Raw genomic sequence first — 16870 nt, forward strand, 5'->3', positions numbered from 1 at the left:
ACCTGCGGCTCATTTTCGACCGGTCGACTGCGGGGAGGGGGTCGTCAGGGCCCCTCCCCGCAGTCCACCGGCCACGTTCCGAGAGGTTCCACCATGCGCTCCCGTTCCGCCCTCGTCCCCCTGGGCGTTCTCGCCGCCCTCACGCTCGCCGCCTGCGGTGGTTCGAGCTCCGCGGAGCAGGGCGGGGAGGCCTCCGGGGACGCGGAGGCCACCACGCTGACGGTCTACACCTCCGAGCCGCAGGCCAAGATCGACGAGGTCGTCGCCGCGTTCCAGGAGGTCCGTCCCGATGTGGAGGTCGAGGTCTACCGCGCCGGCACCGGCGAGCTGAAGACCCGCATCGCCACCGAGAAGGAGAGCGGCGAGATCCAGGCCGACGTCCTGCTCGCGGCGGACGTCCCCACGTTCGAGGGCTACTCCGAGGACGGCGACCTCCAGGTGCTCGACGGCGTGGAGACCGACGGGGTGCTGCCCTCGGTCGTCGATCCCGAGGGCTTCTACGTCGGCACCCGCGTGATCCCCACCGTGATCGCCCACAACACCGAGGCGGTCGAGACTCCGCCCGCCTCCTGGGCCGAGCTGACCGATGAGCAGTGGCAGGGGCGGGTCGCGATGCCCAACCCGGACGTCTCCGGGGCGGCCGCGTTCAACCTGGCCGTCTGGGAGCTCACGGAGGGCCTGGGCCAGGAGTGGATCGGGGACCTCGTGGCCAACCAGCCCATCGTGCTGGAGAGCAACGGCCCGGTCGGCCAGGCCGTCGCCGCGGGCACCTCGGACCTGGGGGTCGTCGTCGACTACGTCGCCCGCGAGCTGGGCCAGAAGGGCTCCCCGATCGCCGTCCAGTACCCCGACGACGGCGTGCCCTATGTCTCCCAGCCGGCCGGAGTGTTCGCCGACTCGGACAACGCCGAGGCAGCCAACGCCTTCATCGACTTCCTCGTCTCCGCAGAGGGGCAGCAGGTTGCGGTCGAGCAGTCCTACCTGCCCGTCCGGGAGGACGTCGGCGTGCCGGAGGGCGCGCCCGAGATGTCCGAGATCAAGCTGCTCGAGCCGGACCTCACCGAGGTCGCCGAGAACCAGGACGCAGCGGTCACCCGGTTCAACGACCTCCTTGGCTGAGCGCGCCGCCTCTACCGTCGTCCCCGCCGCTCCGGCGGTCCCGGCCGTCCCCGTCACCGCTCCCGTCCCGGCCGGACGACGACGTGTCCCCCGGGTCCCGGACGGCCTGGGCGCGTTCCGGGCCGTCATCTGGGCGGTCCTGGCGCTGCTCGTCCTGCTGCCACTGGCAGCGGTGCTCGAGCAGGGGCTGCGGCCGGGGAACCTCGCCGGCGTCCTCCGGCCCGAGGTCCTCGAGGCAGGGATCAACACCCTGTTCTCCTCCGTGCTCTCCGCAGTGCTGGCCACGGCCGCCGGCACCGTGCTCGCCGTCCTGCTGGACCGCACGGACCTCCCGGGCCGGAACTGGCTGCGAGCGGTGCTCCTGCTGCCGTTCCTCGTTCCGCCGTTCATCGGGGCCATGGCGTGGATGGCGCTGCTCGCGCCCGGCGGGATCGTCAACTCCCTGCGGGAGGCGCTGCTCGGCGTGGGGCAGGACTGGACGGTCTTCGGCGCGCACGGGGTTGTGCTGGTGCTCTCCGTGCACTCCTACCCGCTGGCCTACCTGGTGATCGCGGTAGCGCTGCGCCGGGTGTCGCCGGACCTGGAGGACGCCGCGCGCGTCTCCGGGGCCTCGACCGTGCGCGTGCTGCGGGACGTCACGCTGCCGCTGATGCGCCCCGGGGTGGCGGCCGCCTTCCTGCTGACCGTGGTCGCCAACATGTCGGACTTCGGCATCCCTGCCCTCCTGGGTCTGCCCGAGCGCTACACCACCCTGACCACCCTGGCCTACCGCTACCTCGCCTCCGGGGCGGTGGCCAATCCGCTGCCCATGGTCTCGGCCATCGGCGTGGTCCTGCTGCTCGCGGCCCTGGCCGTGGTGCTGCTGCAGCGCCGTCTGCCCGGCGGCACGGAGCTGAGCTCCGCGGGGACCGCGCGTCCCATCCGGCTGGGCCGGGCCCGGTGGCCGCTCGCCGCGCTCGTGCTGCTGGGCGCCCTGGTGGTGTGCGTGGTGCCGCTGCTGGCACTCGCCGCCCAGGCGCTGCTCCCCGCCCCCGGCGTGCCGTTCACCGCCGAGAACATCACGCCGTCCGTCCTCGTCCGGGCGGCCACCTCGGACCTCGCGCTCAGCGGCGTGCGGACCTCGGCCGGTCTCGCCGTGGGCGCCGGGGCGATCTGCGCGGCCCTAGGACTCGCCGTCGCCTCCCTGGTGGTGCGCCGCCGGGACAGCCAGGGGCAGGCCATGGACGCCGTCGCGATCCTGCCCCAGGCCCTCCCCGGACTGGTGATCGCCGTGGCCTGGCTGCTGATAGGGCCGACCCTGGGAATCTTCAACACCCCGTGGATCATTCTCGGTGCCTACGTCATGGCGTTCCTGGCGCTGGTGGTCCAGGCCGTCCGCGCCCCGCTGGCGTCCACGCCCCGGTCCCTCGAGGACGCCGCGCGCCTCGCCGGGGCCTCGCCGCTGCGGGCCCTCGTGGACGTCGTCTGGCGGATGGGCCTGCCGCCGGCGGTGATCGGGGGCGTCGTCGTCGCGCTCACCGCGGTGCGGGAACTGACGATCTCCATCCTCCTCGTGGCCCCGGGCTCCCAGACGCTCGGCGTGGTCATCTACAGCCTGCAGCAGGCCGGGGACTACAACACGGCCTCCGCGCTGGCCCTGCTCGTCGCGCTCGCAGGCATTGCTGGTCTCTCGCTCGCCGCGTGGGCCGGTGGACGGCACCGGCGCGCGGTGACCCCGGTCCGCGGAACCGCACCACGGAAGGAGCACTGATGGGACGCATCGAGATCCGAGGACTGCGGCACCGGTACGACGACGGCCGCACGAGCCTCGACGGCATCGACCTGGCGGTCGCGGAGGGCGAGTTCCTGGCCCTCATCGGTCCGTCCGGCTCGGGCAAGACGACCCTGCTGCGCACGGTGGCCGGGTTCCTGCGGCCCGAGAACGGGAGCATCGCGATCGACGGGTCGGAGGTCGCCTCCTCGGTGACCTGGGTGCCGGCCGAGCGCCGTGGTCTCGGCATGGTGTTCCAGGACCACGCCGTGTGGCCGCACCTGTCGGTCGGCGACAACGTCGGCTATCCGCTCAAGATCCAGGGGCTGCCCCGGCGGGAGCGCCGGACCCGGACCGCCGAGGTGCTGGAGCTCGTGGGGCTCGAGGGCTGTGCGGACCGCTCGCCCGCCACGCTCTCGGGCGGGCAGCGGCAACGGGTCTCTCTCGCCCGTGCGGTGGCGGCCCAGCCCGAGGCGCTGCTGCTGGACGAGGCCCTGTCCTCGCTCGACGAGCCGCTCCGGGCCCGGCTGCGGGTGGAGCTCAAGGCGCTGACCCGGACGCGTGGGCTGACCACCGTGCACGTCACCCACGACCGCGCCGAGGCCCTGGCCCTGGCCGATCGGGTGGCCGTGCTGCGGGACGGCCGGATCGAGCAGGTGGGCACGCCCCGCGAGCTGCTGGACGCCCCCGCCACCCCGTTCGTGGCCGGGTTCCTGACCGACGCGACCCTGCTGGACGGCGTCCTCGAGCCCGGCCCCGGCGGCCCCGCGTTCCGCCCCGACAACACCGCGCCGGCGGTCGCTCCGGCGCGGGTGCTGGCGAGCCCGGGCGCGCCGGAGACGGGGCGGGCGGTGGCGGCGGTGCTGGCCCAGGACGTGCGGGTGCGCCCCGCGCCGGACGGGCATCAGGGTGGCGCCGGGACCGTCACCTCGGCCCTGTTCGGTCCCCACGGCCACGACCTGCAGATCCGCTGGCACGGCACGGACCTCCGGGCGCACGTGGCCGGCTGGGTCCCGCAGATCGGTGACCCGGTCGAGGTGGAGCTGGACCGGGTGCGCGTGTACGGCTGAGCGCGGCTTCTCGACCGCCTCAGCGGTCGGTCACAGCGCCCGGATCTCCTCCAGCCGCTCGGCCCGCTCGTGGCGCGCCTGCAGCGCCTCCTCCATGGACACCGCGCGGAACCGGGTGGCCGTGCCCGGGGCGGCGCGGGCCAGCAGGTCCATGTCCGCGGAGATCACGGTGCCCACCATGGCGTAACCCCCGCCCGAGACCGCGTCCCGGTGCAGCACGATCGGCTGGGTGCCGCCGGGGACCTGGATGGAGCCCACGGCGTAGCCGGCGTCCACGATGTTGGAGGGGTCCGAGCCCGCCCCGAACGGCTGCCGGCGCTGGAGCCACTCCACGCCGGGGCCCTCGAAGCGCAGGCCCATCCGGTCCGCCACGGGAGTGAGCTTCCACTCCTCCTCGACCAGCCGGCGCCGGCCCTCGTCGGTGAGCAGGTGGTCGTAGAGACCCCACATGATCCGCAGCTCCAGCGACCTCCCGAAGCCCGGTCGCAGGCGCTCCGGGATCTCCTCGACCTCGGGCAGCAGGCCCGTGGGCTCGCCCACCGGCACCACGTCCCCGGCCTCCAGCTTCCGGCCGTCCAGCCCGCCCAGCCGCCCGATCGCGTAGGTGGAGCGCGAGCCGAGCACCTCCGGCACGGAGATGCCGCCGCGGACGGCCAGGTAGAACCGGGCGCCGCCGCGGAGCACGCCGAACTTCACGGCGTCCCCCGCCGTCAGCTCGATCCGCCGCCACGACGGGCGCTCCTCGCCGTTGACCAGCACGGGCAGGTCCGCGCCGGTCACGGCGATCGTCGTCGGGGCGTCCACGGTGAAGGCGGGGCCCGTGTAGGTGCACTCGAGCACGGCCTCCACGGCGGTGTTGCCGACCAGCTTGTTCGCCGCCTGCGCGGACTCCTGGTCCATGGCCCCGCCCTGGGGGATGCCCACGTGGTAGTACCCGATCCGTCCCTGGTCCTGGACGGTGGTCAGCAGTCCGGGCTGCTCAATCGTCAGAGCCATCGAGGGCCTCCAGAAGGGTGCGGTTGTAGCTGTCGGGATCGGCGAGCGCGGCTTCGACGTCGAGGGTCACGGGCGCCTGCCGGTACCGCCAGGTGCCGTCCTCGACCTGCTGCTGGATGGAGCGGTACTCGGTCTCGTCGACCGGCCGGAACTTCACGAGGTCCCCGGGCCGGAACAGGATGAGGAAGTCCCGGAAGTCGCGCAGGTGCTGCTCGGGGTCGTAGATGGGGGCGGCGGCGATGCCGAACATCTGGTAGCCGCCGGCGCCGCGCACCGAGTAGATGCAGGCGAAGCACCCGCCGTGGCCCACGGTGAGCGGGGGAGTGTCGGTGCGGGGGCTGAGGTACTTGGGCACCTCGAGCTGCCGGTCCCTCGGGACGAGCTGGTACATGAACGGCAGTCCGGCCACGAAGCCCACCATGGACACCAGCCACGGGGACTCGTGGTGGCGGCGGATGAACTCGGCGGCGTCCGCGAGGCCGTTGACCTTCGCGGCGTAGTCGAGGTCGGTGCCGGAGGGGTCCTGGTGGTAGCCCTCGCGGAAGCGGGCCACGACCTCGGCGGTGTAGGGGTCCTGGTACCAGACCGGGACCTCGATGATCCGGGTCTCCGCGGTGTACTGCGTGGACTCGCGGGCCTGCCCCTCGAGCTCCTGGGTGCGGCGCTTGAGGTCCTCGGCCCTGATGACGTCCGGGTCGAAGCGCACCAGCAGGGACGCGTTGGCGGGGCAGACGTCCACCACGCCGGGCAGGTCCAGGGCGGAGAGGCCGTGCGCCACGGTGGTGGCCAGGTAGTTGGCGGTGAGGTTCATGCCCTCGTCGAACTCCACGAACAGGAACTCGTCACCGCCCCACGTGTACCGGGCGGTGGGCAGGTACAGGGTCTCGGTCATGGTGCGCTCCCCTCACTGGGAATGTTGCCGGGCTTGTCGCCGGGTGTGCCGCCGGCCCGGCCGGTCAGCAGCTCGGTCTCGATCCAGGTGGTGTGGTGCGCCACGGCCGCGAACTCCGGGTCCAGCACGAGCCGCCGCAGCAGCGGCACCGTGGTCCTGATCCCCTCCACGTGCGTGGCGGCCAGGGCCGCGCCCATCCGCTGCACGGCCGTCTCCCGGTCCTCGGCGTGCACGATCAGCTTGGCCAGCAGCGAGTCGTAGTACGGTGCCACGGTGTCGCCGCTGCGCACGCCGGAGTCCACGCGGTACTCGGAGCCCTCCGGCCAGTCGAGGCGGCTGATCGTGCCCGGGCTCGGCATGAACCCCTTCTCCGGGTCCTCGGCGTTGATCCGGCACTCCACGGAGTGCCCGGCGAAGGAGATGTCCTCCTGCCGCAGCTCCGTGCGCCCGGTCGAGGCGATCGTGAGCTGCTCGGCGACCAGGTCCACGCCCGTGACGAACTCCGTGACCGGGTGCTCCACCTGCAGGCGGGTGTTCATCTCGATGAACGCCGCCTCGTGCCGGACGGGGTCGTAGAGGTACTCGACCGTGCCCACCCCGGTGTAGGAGCACAGCCGGGCCAGGTTCACGGCGGAGTCCCGGATGCGCTCGCGGACCTCGTCCGGCAGGTCCGGGGCGGGGGCCTCCTCCACGATCTTCTGGGAGCGGCGCTGCAGGGAGCAGTCGCGGTCGCCCAGGTGCAGGAAGGTCTGCCCGTCGCCGAGGACCTGAACCTCCACGTGCCGGGCCCGCTCCACGAACCGCTCCAGGTACACCGTGGGGTCCCCGAAGCTCGCCCCGGCCTCGGACCGGGCGGTGTCGACGGTCCGCAGCAGATCCTCCTCGGCGCGGACCAGGCGGATGCCGCGCCCGCCGCCACCGGCCGAGGCCTTGATTACGAGCGGGTAGCCGACCTCCCGGGCCAGCGCCAGGACGGCGTCGTCGTCGCCCTCCAGGGGCCCGTTGGACCCGGCGAGGACGGGCACCCCGGCCGCGATCGCGGCCTCCAGCGCCCGGGTCTTGTGGCCCATGAGGTCGATGACGTCGGGGGCGGGGCCCACCCACGTCAGACCCGCCTCCTGGACGCGCCGGGCGAACGCGGCGTTCTCGGAGAGGAAGCCGTAGCCGGGGTGCACGGCGTCGCCCCCGTGCTCCAGGGCCGCGGCCACGAGCGCCTCCGCGTTCAGGTAGGACTTCTGGGCCGGGGCGGGGCCCACCACGGCCACGGCGTCGGCGAGCTCCGCCGCCATGGAGTCCTGGTCCACCTCGCTCACGGCCAGCACGGTGCGCAGGCCCATCTGCTGCGCCGAGCGCAGGATCCGGACCGCGATCTCGCCCCGGTTTGCCACCAGGAGCGTGGAGATCGGCACGGCTCAGCTCTCCGCGACGACGGCGATGACGTCCCCCGGGTTGACCATGTCGCCCTCCTCCACCTCGAAGGCCTGGATCGTGCCGGCGGCGTCCGACTGGACCTCCGAGAACTGCTTCATCACCTCGATGAGACCGATGACCTGACCGGCCTCGACCGGGTCGCCGTCCCGGACGAACGGGTCCTTGTCGGGGGAGGGGCGGCGGTAGAAGACACCGGGGAGCGGGGACTGGATCTCGGTCATGGTGCGGGTCCTTTCGGTCGGGTGGGAAGACGTGGGGTCGGCGGGCACCGGGCCGGGGAGCTCCGGGTCCGGGTCGGAAGGCCGGGACGACGACGGCGGCCGGGCGGGTCAGGTGCCCGTCGCCGCGTGGGCGTCGATCGCCGCGCGGACGGCGCGGGCCACCGCGGGCGCCCCCGGGGCGTCGGAGTGCACGCAGACCGACTCGAAGCGCATCGGCAGCTCCGTGCCGTCCTCGGCCCGCACGACCCCCTCGGCCAGGGCCTGCGCCACCCGGTCCGCGGCGGCGCGCGGGTCGGTGGCGTGGGGCGTGCGCTGGATGATCAGCCCGCCCTCGGCGTTGTAGTCGAGGTCCACGTAGAGCTCGGCCACGAACGGCACGCCGCGCTCGGCGCACACGGACTCGTGGGCGGTGCCGGCCATGCCGAGCACGGGCACGCGGTAGTCGGCGGCCACCGCCGCCACCGCCTCCATGAGCGCCGGGTCCTTGGCGACCATCCCGTAGAGCGAGCCGTGCGGCTTGAGGTGGTGCAGATCCGCCCCGTGCTGGAGCAGGAAACCGGTGAGGGCGCCCACCTGGTAGCGGACCAGGGACTCGACCTCCTCCGGGGTGAGCACCATGGCGCGGCGGCCGAAGCCCCACTGGTCGGGCAGGGAGGGGTGGGCGCCGATCGCGACGTCGTGGGCCACGGCGGCGGCCACGGTGGCGGACATGATGTCCGGGTCCCCGGCGTGGAAGCCGCAGGCGACGTTGGCGAGGTCCACGACCTGCAGCAGCTCCGGGTCGTTGCCGAAGCGGTGCAGGCCGATCCCTTCGCCCATGTCCGAGTTGACGGTGGGCCGGGTGCGGGTCTCAGGTGTGGCCATGGTCACAGCCTATGGACGCGACGCGCCCGTGGGAACGGCCCCGGGGCGATCCCCCGGCGATCTCGAGGTGTCCGCGGGGGCAGTGGGGCCCGTCACTGTGCTTTTCCCCGAACACCTGTAGAGTCATCACCAGTTGTTGAAGTTTCGTTCTTGCAGTTCAAGCAGTTCGCCCGGACATCGGGCGCAGCAGTTTTTCTGAGAAGACGTTTTGGCAGGCATCGCAACGCCCGAGCACCCCGATCGCCGGGGACGCTCCGTTTCTTCAGAAAGACAGGTTCCCCATGACTACTGGCACCGTGAAGTGGTTCAACGCCGACAAGGGCTTCGGCTTCATCACCCCCGAGGACGGCTCCAAGGACGTGTTCGCGCACTTCTCCGCGATCAACTCCGGCGGGTTCCGCTCCCTCGAGGAGAACCAGCGCGTCGAGTTCGAGACCCAGGACGGCCCCAAGGGCCCCCAGGCCGCGAACATCACCGTGCTTGCGTGATCACGCTCTGATCTCCTCGTGAGATCTCCGGCGCGGGGCTGAACGCCCCGGCGTCGACCTGACATCGCCACCCGGCTCCGGCCGGGTGGCGATGTCTTTCTCTGCCGGACCCCCGCACCGGGTCCCGGGTCCGGCACCCGGATCGGGGTGCGCCCGAGCCGACGCAGCCGGGAGGAGGGGCGGACGATGCCCGAGGTCGAGGTGCAGCCGACGGCCGCCCAGGTGCGCCGCCTGCTGGAGGCGCAGCTGCCGCGGGAGCTCCGCGGGCTCCTGGACCTGACGCCGGCCCCGGTGGCGCAGGGCTGGGACAACGTGCTGTTCCGGCTCGGCCCCGCCCACGCGGTGCGCCTGCCGGTGCGCCGCGCCGCCGTCCCGTGCCTCCTCCACGAGGTGCGGTGGACGGCTGTGGCCGGCGCACCGCTGGGCGCGCTGGGGATCGCCGTGCCCCGGCCCGTGTTCCGCGGCGGCCCCGGCGCCGGGTACCCGTGGCCCTGGGCGGTGGTCCGGTGGATCGAGGGCGAGGCCGTCGCGACCCTGCCGCCCGCCCGGCGCGGGCGGCTCGCGGAGGACCTGGCGCGGGCCCTGTGCTCGCTGCACCGGCCGGCACCCGGGGAGGCCCCGCGCAACCCCTACCGGGGCGTCCCGCTCGACGCGCGGCTCCGCGCGGCGCCCCCGTCCTGGCCGGCCGCGGCCGCGCTGCTCGGGGGGCGGCGCACCGAGCGGCTCCGCGGCGTCGTCGACGACGGCCTGCGCGCCGCCCCGTGGTCACGGCCGGCGGTCTGGCTGCACGGGGACCCGCACCCCTGGAACCTCGTGCACCGGGACGGGCGGCTGGCCGGTCTCGTCGACTTCGGGGACGTCTGTGCCGGGGACCCCGCATCCGACCTCGCCGGCGCGTGGCTGGCCTTCGACGCGGACCAGCGCTCCGGGTTCCGCGCCGTCGTCGACAGCACCGGCCGGTACGACGACGATGTGTGGCGCCGCGCCGCCGCCTGGGCCGCCCTGTACGTGGCGGCGCTGGCGGCGAGCCCCGGCGCCGGCCCGGACTTCGGTCCCGTGCTCCGGCACGCGGCCGCGCAGCTGGACCCGTGCTCCTGAACCCCGCTGGAGCGCCTGCCACCGGTCCGAGGACAATGGGCCTCCCAGTGCACGGGGAGGGGCAGCTCATGGACATCGTCATCGTGCCGACCGCCGCGGACGTCGCCACGCACGCGGCCGACGTCGTCGCCGGCCGGATCGCCGAAGAGCCGGACACCGTGCTGGGGGTGGCCACCGGGTCGTCGCCGGTCGGGATCTACCGGGAGCTGGCCCGGCGCCGGGCCGAGGGCTCGCTCGACCTCTCGCACCTCACGTGCTTCGCCCTCGACGAGTACGTCGGTCTCCCGCCGGAGCACCCGCGCAGCTACGCCGCGTACCTGGACCGGGAGGTCGTCCGGCCCTTCGGCCTGGCCCCGGAGCAGGTCCGGGTGCCCGACGCCTCCCGCGCCGATCTGGGCGGGGCCGCCGAGGAGTACGAGCGGACGATCGCCGCGGCCGGCGGCATCGACCTCCAGGTCCTGGGGATCGGCACGAACGGCCACATCGGCTTCAACGAACCGATCTCGTCGCTGTCCTCCCGCACCCGCGTCGCGGCCCTATCCGCGCAGACGCGCGCCGACAACGCCCGCTTCTTCGACCGGCCCGACGACGTCCCCACCCACTGCCTCACCCAGGGGCTGGGCACGATCCTCGAGGCACGCCAGGTGCTCCTGGTCGCGCAGGGGGAGCGGAAGGCGGCGGCCGTCGCCGCGGCCGTGGAGGGTCCAGTGGCCGCCCGGTGCCCGGCGTCGGTGCTGCAGTTCCACCCCCGGACCACGCTGGTCCTCGACGAAGCCGCCGCGAGCGGGCTGACGCTCGGGGACGGCCACAGCCCTGTCCCGGACCAGGGGGATGGGCAAGGATCTGACGGTTCCGCGCCCGCGTCATAAAACGCACAGGATGCACCGCGATGCAACCAGTCAGAGCGGAAATGGCGGATCTCCGCCGGAAACGGGGCCCGCCGCGCCGCGCGGACGCCGGCATCACTATCCGACCCGTGACGTTGCAGTGGTGAACCTCCTACGATGCGCTTGCACATCAGCACTCCCAGAAGCGAGGGAACACCATGAGGAACAGTGCAGCGGGCGTGGCGGCGGCGGCGATCGGGCTCGCGGTCCTGACGGCGGGACCGGCGACGGCCGCGCCCGGTGACGCGATGGTCTTCACCGACTGCGCCACGGCCGCCGGGTACGGCGTCCACAACATCCCGGTGGGCTCCGTCAGCTACAGCACGAGTCTCGTCGACGACGACGGCGACGGCGTCGTGTGCGAGAGCGACGAGTGGTCCTACGACCCCACCCGCATCCCCGTGGAGAACGCCTCGGGGGGCTGGAGCCACACCGTCATCGACTGGGTCCCCGGCGCCGGCCCCGGGCCGGACGCCCAGCCCGGCGAGGTGCCCGGGGAAGTGGCCGGGGAGGACCCGTACACCCAGGTGGACGAGGTGCCCGTGGGCGGCGCCGACACCGGTGCCGCCGTGGACGCCGGTTCCGGCGCCCCGGTCCTCGCCGGCGGTCTGGCCGTGGCGGCGGTGGCCGCCGCGGTGGCGGTGCGCCGGCGCGGTGCCGGCCGGGCGTAGGCCGGGCCGAGCGAAGGGGTCGATCCCCGTGCCGGATCCGACCGCCGACCGCCGCAGGGGCCACCTGGTCCCTGCGGCGGTCGTCCTCCTGCTGCTCAGCGGCTGCGCGGGCGGGTCCCCCGCGCAGCCCGCTGCCCCGTCGTCGTCGGCGGTGTCCGCCGCGCCGGCGCGGACGACGGCGCCTGCTGCGACGGCTGCGCCCACCACACCGGCTCCCGCACCGTCCGCCGCCCCGGCGCCCGAGGCGCTGCCGCCGGTGCTGCCGGAGTCCGCGCCCGTGGCGGTGCGGATCCCCGCGGTGGGGGCCTCGTCCGAGCTGCTGCACCTGGGCCTGCGCCCGGACGGGTCGCTGGAGGTGCCGCCGACCGGTCCCGGGGCCCCGGCCTCCTGGTACACGTCCTCCCCCACGCCGGGGGAGCGGGGGCCGGCCGTCCTGCTCGGCCACGTCAACGCGACCGACGGCGGGCCCGGTGTCTTCGCGGGACTGCGCGGCCTGGCCCCCGGCGACACCGTGGAGATCGAGCGGGCGGACGGCAGCACGGCGGTGTTCGTCGTCGACCGTGGGGAGCAGCACGCCAAGGACGCCTTCCCCACGCGCGCCGTCTACGGCAACACGGCCGGAGCGGAGCTGCGCCTGATCACGTGCGACGGCTACGACCCCGCCACCGGCCTGTTCGACGACAACTACGTGGTCTACGCGACCCTCGCCGCCTGACCCCTCCCTCCTCCCGCGAGATGGCATCTGCCGGCGACCGGGGGCGCCGCCGTCGCCGACACCAGTGATCTCGCGGACCCAGGGCGCAGGACCCAGGGCCCGGGGTGGGGGACACGCCTCGTCCTGAAGACGGAGGTGCGATCGCACACCGCGGGGGAGGATGGAAGAGCGCATCCTGTGCCGTTGCCGTTCCACCGAAGGAGATCCTCATGAGCAACCCCTATCCCCAGCAGCCCGAGGGCGCCCGCGGCGGCCCGCCGCAGTACCAGGCCGGCGGCGACCAGTACGGAGCCCGCCAGGGCGGGCACCCCGGCGCCGCGCCCCCCGAGGTCAAGCGGCTCCTGACCCTGACCCTCGTCTCGGCGGCGATCTACCTGCTCAACGACATCGTGGGGCTGATCGCCGCGACCACCGTGGACACCACCGAGATGTACCGGGAGATGGGCCTGTCCGCCGACCAGATCGCGGCGGCCGACCAGACCTCGGGCGTCGCGACGGTCACCGGCATCGTGATGCTGGTGATCGCCCTGGGCCTGTACGCCCTCGTCTACGTGTTCCTGAAGAAGGGCAAGAACTGGGCCCGCGTCCTGGGCATCGTCCTGTCCATCCTCAGCGTGGTCGGGACGCTGATCGGCCTTCTCGGCGCGATGGCCTACGGCGGGCTGGGAGTCGTCCTGCTGGTCCTCGGGCTGGTGCTGGTCGTGGTGAACGTCCTGTGGCTGGTCACCGCGTTCAAGGCCCCGGTCAAGGAGTGGTTCGCCCCGCGCCGCATGGTCTGATCCGCTCCGGCGTCCCTCGGGCGCACGGCAGTCCCCACCGGAACGCCGCCCGGCCCCCGTGGCCGGGCGGCGTTCCGCCGTGACAGGCGGTGCGGACCGCTCAGCGGCCCGGCCCGATGACGCGGTCGCGACCGGCGAAGAGGGCCACGACGCACAGCACCGCCATGAGACCCGCCATGAGCAGCAGCGGCGGCTCCCACCGCCCTCCGGCGTCGTAGAGGGCGCCGAAGACGGCGGGGGCGATCGCGGCCAGCGCGTAGCCCACGGACTGGGCCATCCCGGACAGGGCCGCCGCCTGGCGGTGGTCAGTGGACCGGAGGCTGAACAGGGACAGCGCGACGACGATGAGACTGCCGCAGCCGATCGATCCGAGCACGATCCACAGCAGCGTCAGCTCCGGCGCGGCGGCCAGCCCCGCGAAGGTGGCCAGGGCCAGGGCGCTGCCCGCGAAGGCCACGGGCCGCTGGTCGCCCAGCCGGTGCATGAGCGCCCCGGTGCCCAGGCTGGCGCCCATCCCGATCAGCAGGAACAGCGCCATGTGCGTGCCCGCGGCGGTCGCCGAGACGCCGTGGCTGCGCTCGATGCTCGGCAGCCACGCCATGAGCACGTAGAACGCCACCGACTGCAGGCCCATGAACAGGGTGACCTGCCAGCCCAGCGCCGACCGCCACGGGGACCGGTAGGGGCCCGGCTCCGCCGCGGGAGCCTCCGGCCCGGAGCTCCCGGTCCGCAGCCCGGGGGAGAGCACCACCAGCGCCACGACGGCCAGCACCGCCCACACCGCCAGGGCCAGGCGCCAGCCCGCCGGCCCGGCGTGGGCGATCGGGACCACCAGCGCCGAGCCGGCCGCGGCCACTGCGCCCTGGATCGACGTGTACACGCCGGTCACCTGGCTCACGCGCAGCGGGAACTCCCGCTTCACCAGCGAGGGCAGCAGCACGTTGAGGAACGCGATGCCGATGCCGATCACCGCCGTGCCCACCCACACGGCGCCCTCCACCGGGGCGGAGCGGCCGGCGATCCCGGCCGCGAGCAGCAGCAGCGACAGCCACAGGGCCCGGTCCAGGCCCGTCCGGGCGGCCACCGCCGGGGCCACGGGGGAGAACAGGGCGAACATGGCCAGCGGCAGCCCGGTCAGCAGCCCGGCCTGGCCCGCCGAGATGCCGAGGTCGCGGCTGATCTCCTCGAGCAGCGGGCCCACGGTCACGAAGCCGACGCGCAGGTTGACCGCGATCAGCACCACGCCGAGGAAGCCGAAGCCGAGGCGGGCCCGCCGGCCCGTGGCCGATGACGCGTTGGTGAGCACGGCACACCCTTTCAGGAAGCGGGAGGGAGGATCGCCGGACAGCGTAGACGGGGCGGCGTGCCCCGGCACGCCGCCCCGTCCCGGTCGGAGCCCGGCTATCCCGCCGGGTCGGGCCATGGTCCGGCCGGGTTCAGCCCAGGATGAGGTTGAGGACGAACAGCAGCGGGATGGACCCGGCCCAGACGGCGGTGGTGATCCCGGACCAGCCCTTCAGCGCGTCCGTGCCCTCCAGCCCGGTGAAGCGGGTGACCACCCAGAAGTAGGAGTCGTTGAAGTAGCTGAACACCATGGAGCCCGCCGTGCAGGCCACGGCGGCGACGACGGGGTCGATGCCCAGGGTGGTCACCAGCGGCGCCGAGACGGAGGCCGCGGTGATCATGGCCACCGTGCCGGAGCCCTGGGCGATGCGCACGAGGGTGGCGATGAGGAACGGCACGAGGAACGCGGGCAACGGGGTGGAGGCGATGGCCTCGGCCAGGGCGTCGCCCACGCCGGAGCTGCGGAGCACCTGGCCCAGCGCGCCGCCGGCGCCCGTGATGAGCAGGATCAGACCGGCCGAGGCCGCGGCCTCGGCGAACCAGCCGTGCGCCTTGTTCCGGGGCGTCCACCGGGGCAGGAGCACGTAGAGGGCCAGGACCATGCCGATGATCAGCGCGACCACCGGGTTGCCGATGAAGGCGAACGGGACCGCCCAGGCGGAGGGCTCGTACCCGTCGCCGCCCACGACCCCCTGGGCGTTCTGGTCGATCGCGCCGGTGACCGTGTTGAGGATGATCAGCAGCAGTGGGATGACCAGCGGCAGGGATCCGACGAACGCGCCGATCCGGTGCGGCTCGGCGCCGGCCGGCGGCTCGCCGAGGTCGTGGGACGGCTCCGCGGCGGGCGCCTGGGCAGCCTCGTCGTCGAGACCGTCCCGGGGACCCTCCTCCAGGTCCGTGCTCCCGACATGGGAGCTGCCCCCGGCGCCGGCCGTGGCAACGGTGCCGTAGACGGCCTCGCGCACGTGCTCCTCGATCCTGGACTCCAGCTGCGGGCCGATCCACTTGGCGTAGAAGACCACGACGGGCAGCAGGAGCACGGTGAAGGCCAGGCCGACGAGGATGATCGCTCCGATGTCCGCGCCGAGGATGCCGGCCACGGCCAGGGGGCCCGGGGTGGGCGGCACGAGGTGGTGGGTGAGCGTCATGCCGCAGCCCAGCGCCAGGGCGAGGGTCACGTAGCCGGCGCGCTTCACCCGGGCGATGGACCGGGCGAGCGGGTTCATGATCACGTAGCCGGAGTCGCAGAACACGGGGATCGAGACCAGGGCGCCCACGCTGCCCATCGCCCACGGCTCGCGGCCGTGGCCGAAGACGCGGAGGAACGCGAGCGCGAGCGCGTTGGCGGCCCCCGACACCTCGAGGATCTTGCCGATGCCCACGCCGAGGCCGATCACGATGCCGATCGAGGCCAGGGTGTTGCCGAATCCGGTGGTGATGGCCGAGACGATGTCGAGCACCGGCTGGCCCGCGACCAGACCGGTGACGAGGGCGGCGATGAGCAGCGCCACGAACGCGTCCAGGCGCGTGCGCAGCACCAGGACGATGATGGTGGCGATGCCCAGCACGAGTGCCAGGAGTAGTTGCAGATCCACGGTGATCGGCTCCTCGGGGACGTGGGGCGACCGGGCTGCTGCCCGGTCGCGGGAATTGACGAGATCGTCGCTCCATGTGAGGCTAGTCACACATATGACGTCTGACAAGAGGCAGGTACGCGCCGTGAATCCCGATCCCGACGTGCGCACCGCTCCCCCCGCGAGGGCCGCAGCGCACCGGCGAGCCGATGGCTAGGAAGTCGCTGGTCGAGGCCGTCGCCGAGGACCTGCTCGAGCGCATCCTCGAGGGCGAGGTGGGCGCGCACGAGGCCCTGCCTCCCGAGGCCGAGATCGCCCGGGAGTCCGACGTCAGCCGGCTCACCGTGCGCGAGGCCCTCAAGGCGCTCCAGGCGCAGAACATCGTCTACGTGCGGCGCGGCCTCGGGACCTACGTGAACCCGCCCGACGCGTGGACCGGTCTCGAGGCGATCCTGAAGGCCGCCTCCCGGGGGGCGACCTCCCACCAGGTGGCGCTGCGCCTGCTGGAGGTGCGGCGCATGGTCGAGACCGGCTCCGCGGAGCTGGCCGCCGTGCACGTCACCCCGGAGGACCTCGCCGCGATGGAGGCCGCGGTCCGGGACCTCGAGCGCGCGCACGAGGCGCAGGACCTGGACGAGGTCACCCGCGCCGACATGGCCTTCCACGACGCGGTGCTCCGGGCCTCGGGCAATCCGTTCGTGCCCGTCCTGCTGGCCCAGCTCTCCCAGCTGCTCTACGCCGAGCGGCGGGCGACCTCCGCCTTCCCCGAGGTGCAGCGGCACGCCATCGAGCACCACCGGCTCGTCCTGGAGGCCATCGGCACCCGTGACCCCGAGACGGCGCGCAAGGCCATGGAGGCCCACATCGACCAGACCTACGCCGACTACGAGCACTACATCGGCCGCGGGGCCGCACCCGGCGGTCCCGACCCGGCAACCGGACCCTTTTCCCACAGCACAGGAGACGACTGA

The 16870-nt window shown here is 73.7% G+C and carries 17 protein-coding genes; 10 read left to right on the top strand and 7 right to left on the bottom strand.

The window, feature by feature from the left end; translation table 11 throughout:
- Positions 1-93 precede the first annotated feature (93 nt).
- Genes RF647_RS13840 through RF647_RS13850 form a run of 3 tightly spaced genes read left to right on the top strand, consistent with a single transcriptional unit; the run spans position 94 to position 3939 of the window.
- Positions 94-1119: an extracellular solute-binding protein gene (locus tag RF647_RS13840; RefSeq protein WP_368812215.1), complete on the top strand. Its 1026-nt coding sequence runs from the start codon at positions 94-96 to the stop codon at positions 1117-1119.
- A complete protein-coding gene (locus RF647_RS13845; RefSeq protein WP_368812216.1) occupies positions 1112-2869 on the top strand; it encodes an ABC transporter permease in 1758 nt (585 codons plus the stop codon). The genes RF647_RS13840 and RF647_RS13845 overlap by 8 nt, the downstream gene beginning before the upstream one ends.
- A complete protein-coding gene (locus RF647_RS13850; RefSeq protein WP_368812217.1) occupies positions 2869-3939 on the top strand; it encodes an ABC transporter ATP-binding protein in 1071 nt (356 codons plus the stop codon). Before RF647_RS13845 ends, RF647_RS13850 begins: the two co-directional genes overlap by 1 nt.
- A 30-nt stretch (positions 3940-3969) precedes the next feature.
- Here the strand turns inward: RF647_RS13850 and RF647_RS13855 are convergent, their stop codons facing one another.
- The 5 genes from RF647_RS13855 to RF647_RS13875 form a co-directional block, all read right to left on the bottom strand.
- On the bottom strand, positions 3970-4935 hold the full coding sequence (locus tag RF647_RS13855) for a biotin-dependent carboxyltransferase family protein (protein WP_368812218.1): 966 nt from the start codon (positions 4933-4935) through the stop codon (positions 3970-3972).
- On the bottom strand, positions 4919-5827 hold the full coding sequence (locus RF647_RS13860; RefSeq protein ID WP_368812219.1) for an allophanate hydrolase subunit 1: 909 nt from the start codon (positions 5825-5827) through the stop codon (positions 4919-4921). The genes RF647_RS13855 and RF647_RS13860 overlap by 17 nt, the downstream gene beginning before the upstream one ends.
- On the bottom strand, positions 5824-7236 hold the full coding sequence (locus RF647_RS13865) for an acetyl/propionyl/methylcrotonyl-CoA carboxylase subunit alpha (protein ID WP_368812220.1): 1413 nt from the start codon (positions 7234-7236) through the stop codon (positions 5824-5826). The genes RF647_RS13860 and RF647_RS13865 overlap by 4 nt, the downstream gene beginning before the upstream one ends.
- A 3-nt stretch (positions 7237-7239) precedes the next feature.
- Positions 7240-7479: an acetyl-CoA carboxylase gene (locus RF647_RS13870; RefSeq protein WP_368812221.1), complete on the bottom strand. Its 240-nt coding sequence runs from the start codon at positions 7477-7479 to the stop codon at positions 7240-7242.
- Positions 7480-7587: 108 nt separating this feature from the next.
- Positions 7588-8343, bottom strand: a complete 756-nt coding sequence (locus RF647_RS13875) for a 5-oxoprolinase subunit PxpA (RefSeq protein WP_181372611.1) — start codon at positions 8341-8343, stop codon at positions 7588-7590.
- Between the two features lie 281 nt (positions 8344-8624).
- Here RF647_RS13875 and RF647_RS13880 point away from each other — a divergent pair, with 281 nt between their 5' ends.
- The 6 genes from RF647_RS13880 (at position 8625) to RF647_RS13905 (ending at position 12981) form a co-directional block, all read left to right on the top strand.
- Complete coding sequence (locus RF647_RS13880; RefSeq protein WP_035923571.1) at positions 8625-8831, top strand: cold-shock protein; 207 nt, start codon at positions 8625-8627, stop codon at positions 8829-8831.
- A 186-nt stretch (positions 8832-9017) separates the two neighbouring features.
- Complete coding sequence (locus RF647_RS13885) at positions 9018-9929, top strand: aminoglycoside phosphotransferase family protein (RefSeq protein WP_368812222.1); 912 nt, start codon at positions 9018-9020, stop codon at positions 9927-9929.
- 68 nt (positions 9930-9997) lie between these two features.
- Positions 9998-10798 (top strand): glucosamine-6-phosphate deaminase, encoded by an 801-nt coding sequence (gene nagB / locus RF647_RS13890; protein WP_368812223.1) that lies wholly within the window; start codon positions 9998-10000, stop codon positions 10796-10798.
- A 176-nt stretch (positions 10799-10974) separates the two neighbouring features.
- Positions 10975-11487: an excalibur calcium-binding domain-containing protein gene (locus RF647_RS13895; RefSeq protein WP_368812224.1), complete on the top strand. Its 513-nt coding sequence runs from the start codon at positions 10975-10977 to the stop codon at positions 11485-11487.
- Between the two features lie 28 nt (positions 11488-11515).
- Positions 11516-12202 (top strand): class F sortase, encoded by a 687-nt coding sequence (locus RF647_RS13900; protein ID WP_368812225.1) that lies wholly within the window; start codon positions 11516-11518, stop codon positions 12200-12202.
- A gap of 209 nt (positions 12203-12411) precedes the next feature.
- On the top strand, positions 12412-12981 hold the full coding sequence (locus tag RF647_RS13905; protein WP_368812226.1) for a hypothetical protein: 570 nt from the start codon (positions 12412-12414) through the stop codon (positions 12979-12981).
- A 100-nt stretch (positions 12982-13081) separates the two neighbouring features.
- Here the strand turns inward: RF647_RS13905 and RF647_RS13910 are convergent, their stop codons facing one another.
- Both RF647_RS13910 and RF647_RS13915 read right to left on the bottom strand, forming a co-directional pair.
- Positions 13082-14287: an MFS transporter gene (locus RF647_RS13910; protein ID WP_368812227.1), complete on the bottom strand. Its 1206-nt coding sequence runs from the start codon at positions 14285-14287 to the stop codon at positions 13082-13084.
- 130 nt (positions 14288-14417) lie between these two features.
- Positions 14418-15920, bottom strand: coding sequence for a GntP family permease (locus RF647_RS13915; protein ID WP_368812228.1), 1503 nt, complete (start codon positions 15918-15920; stop codon positions 14418-14420).
- Between the two features lie 188 nt (positions 15921-16108).
- On the opposite strand from RF647_RS13915, the gene RF647_RS13920 reads away from it, so the two are divergent.
- Entirely contained in the window at positions 16109-16870 is a 762-nt protein-coding gene (locus RF647_RS13920) for a FadR/GntR family transcriptional regulator (RefSeq protein WP_368812229.1), read from the top strand.

The organism is Kocuria sp. CPCC 205263 (assembly GCF_040981075.1).
GTDB classification, from domain to species: Bacteria; Actinomycetota; Actinomycetes; order Actinomycetales; family Micrococcaceae; genus Kocuria; species Kocuria rosea.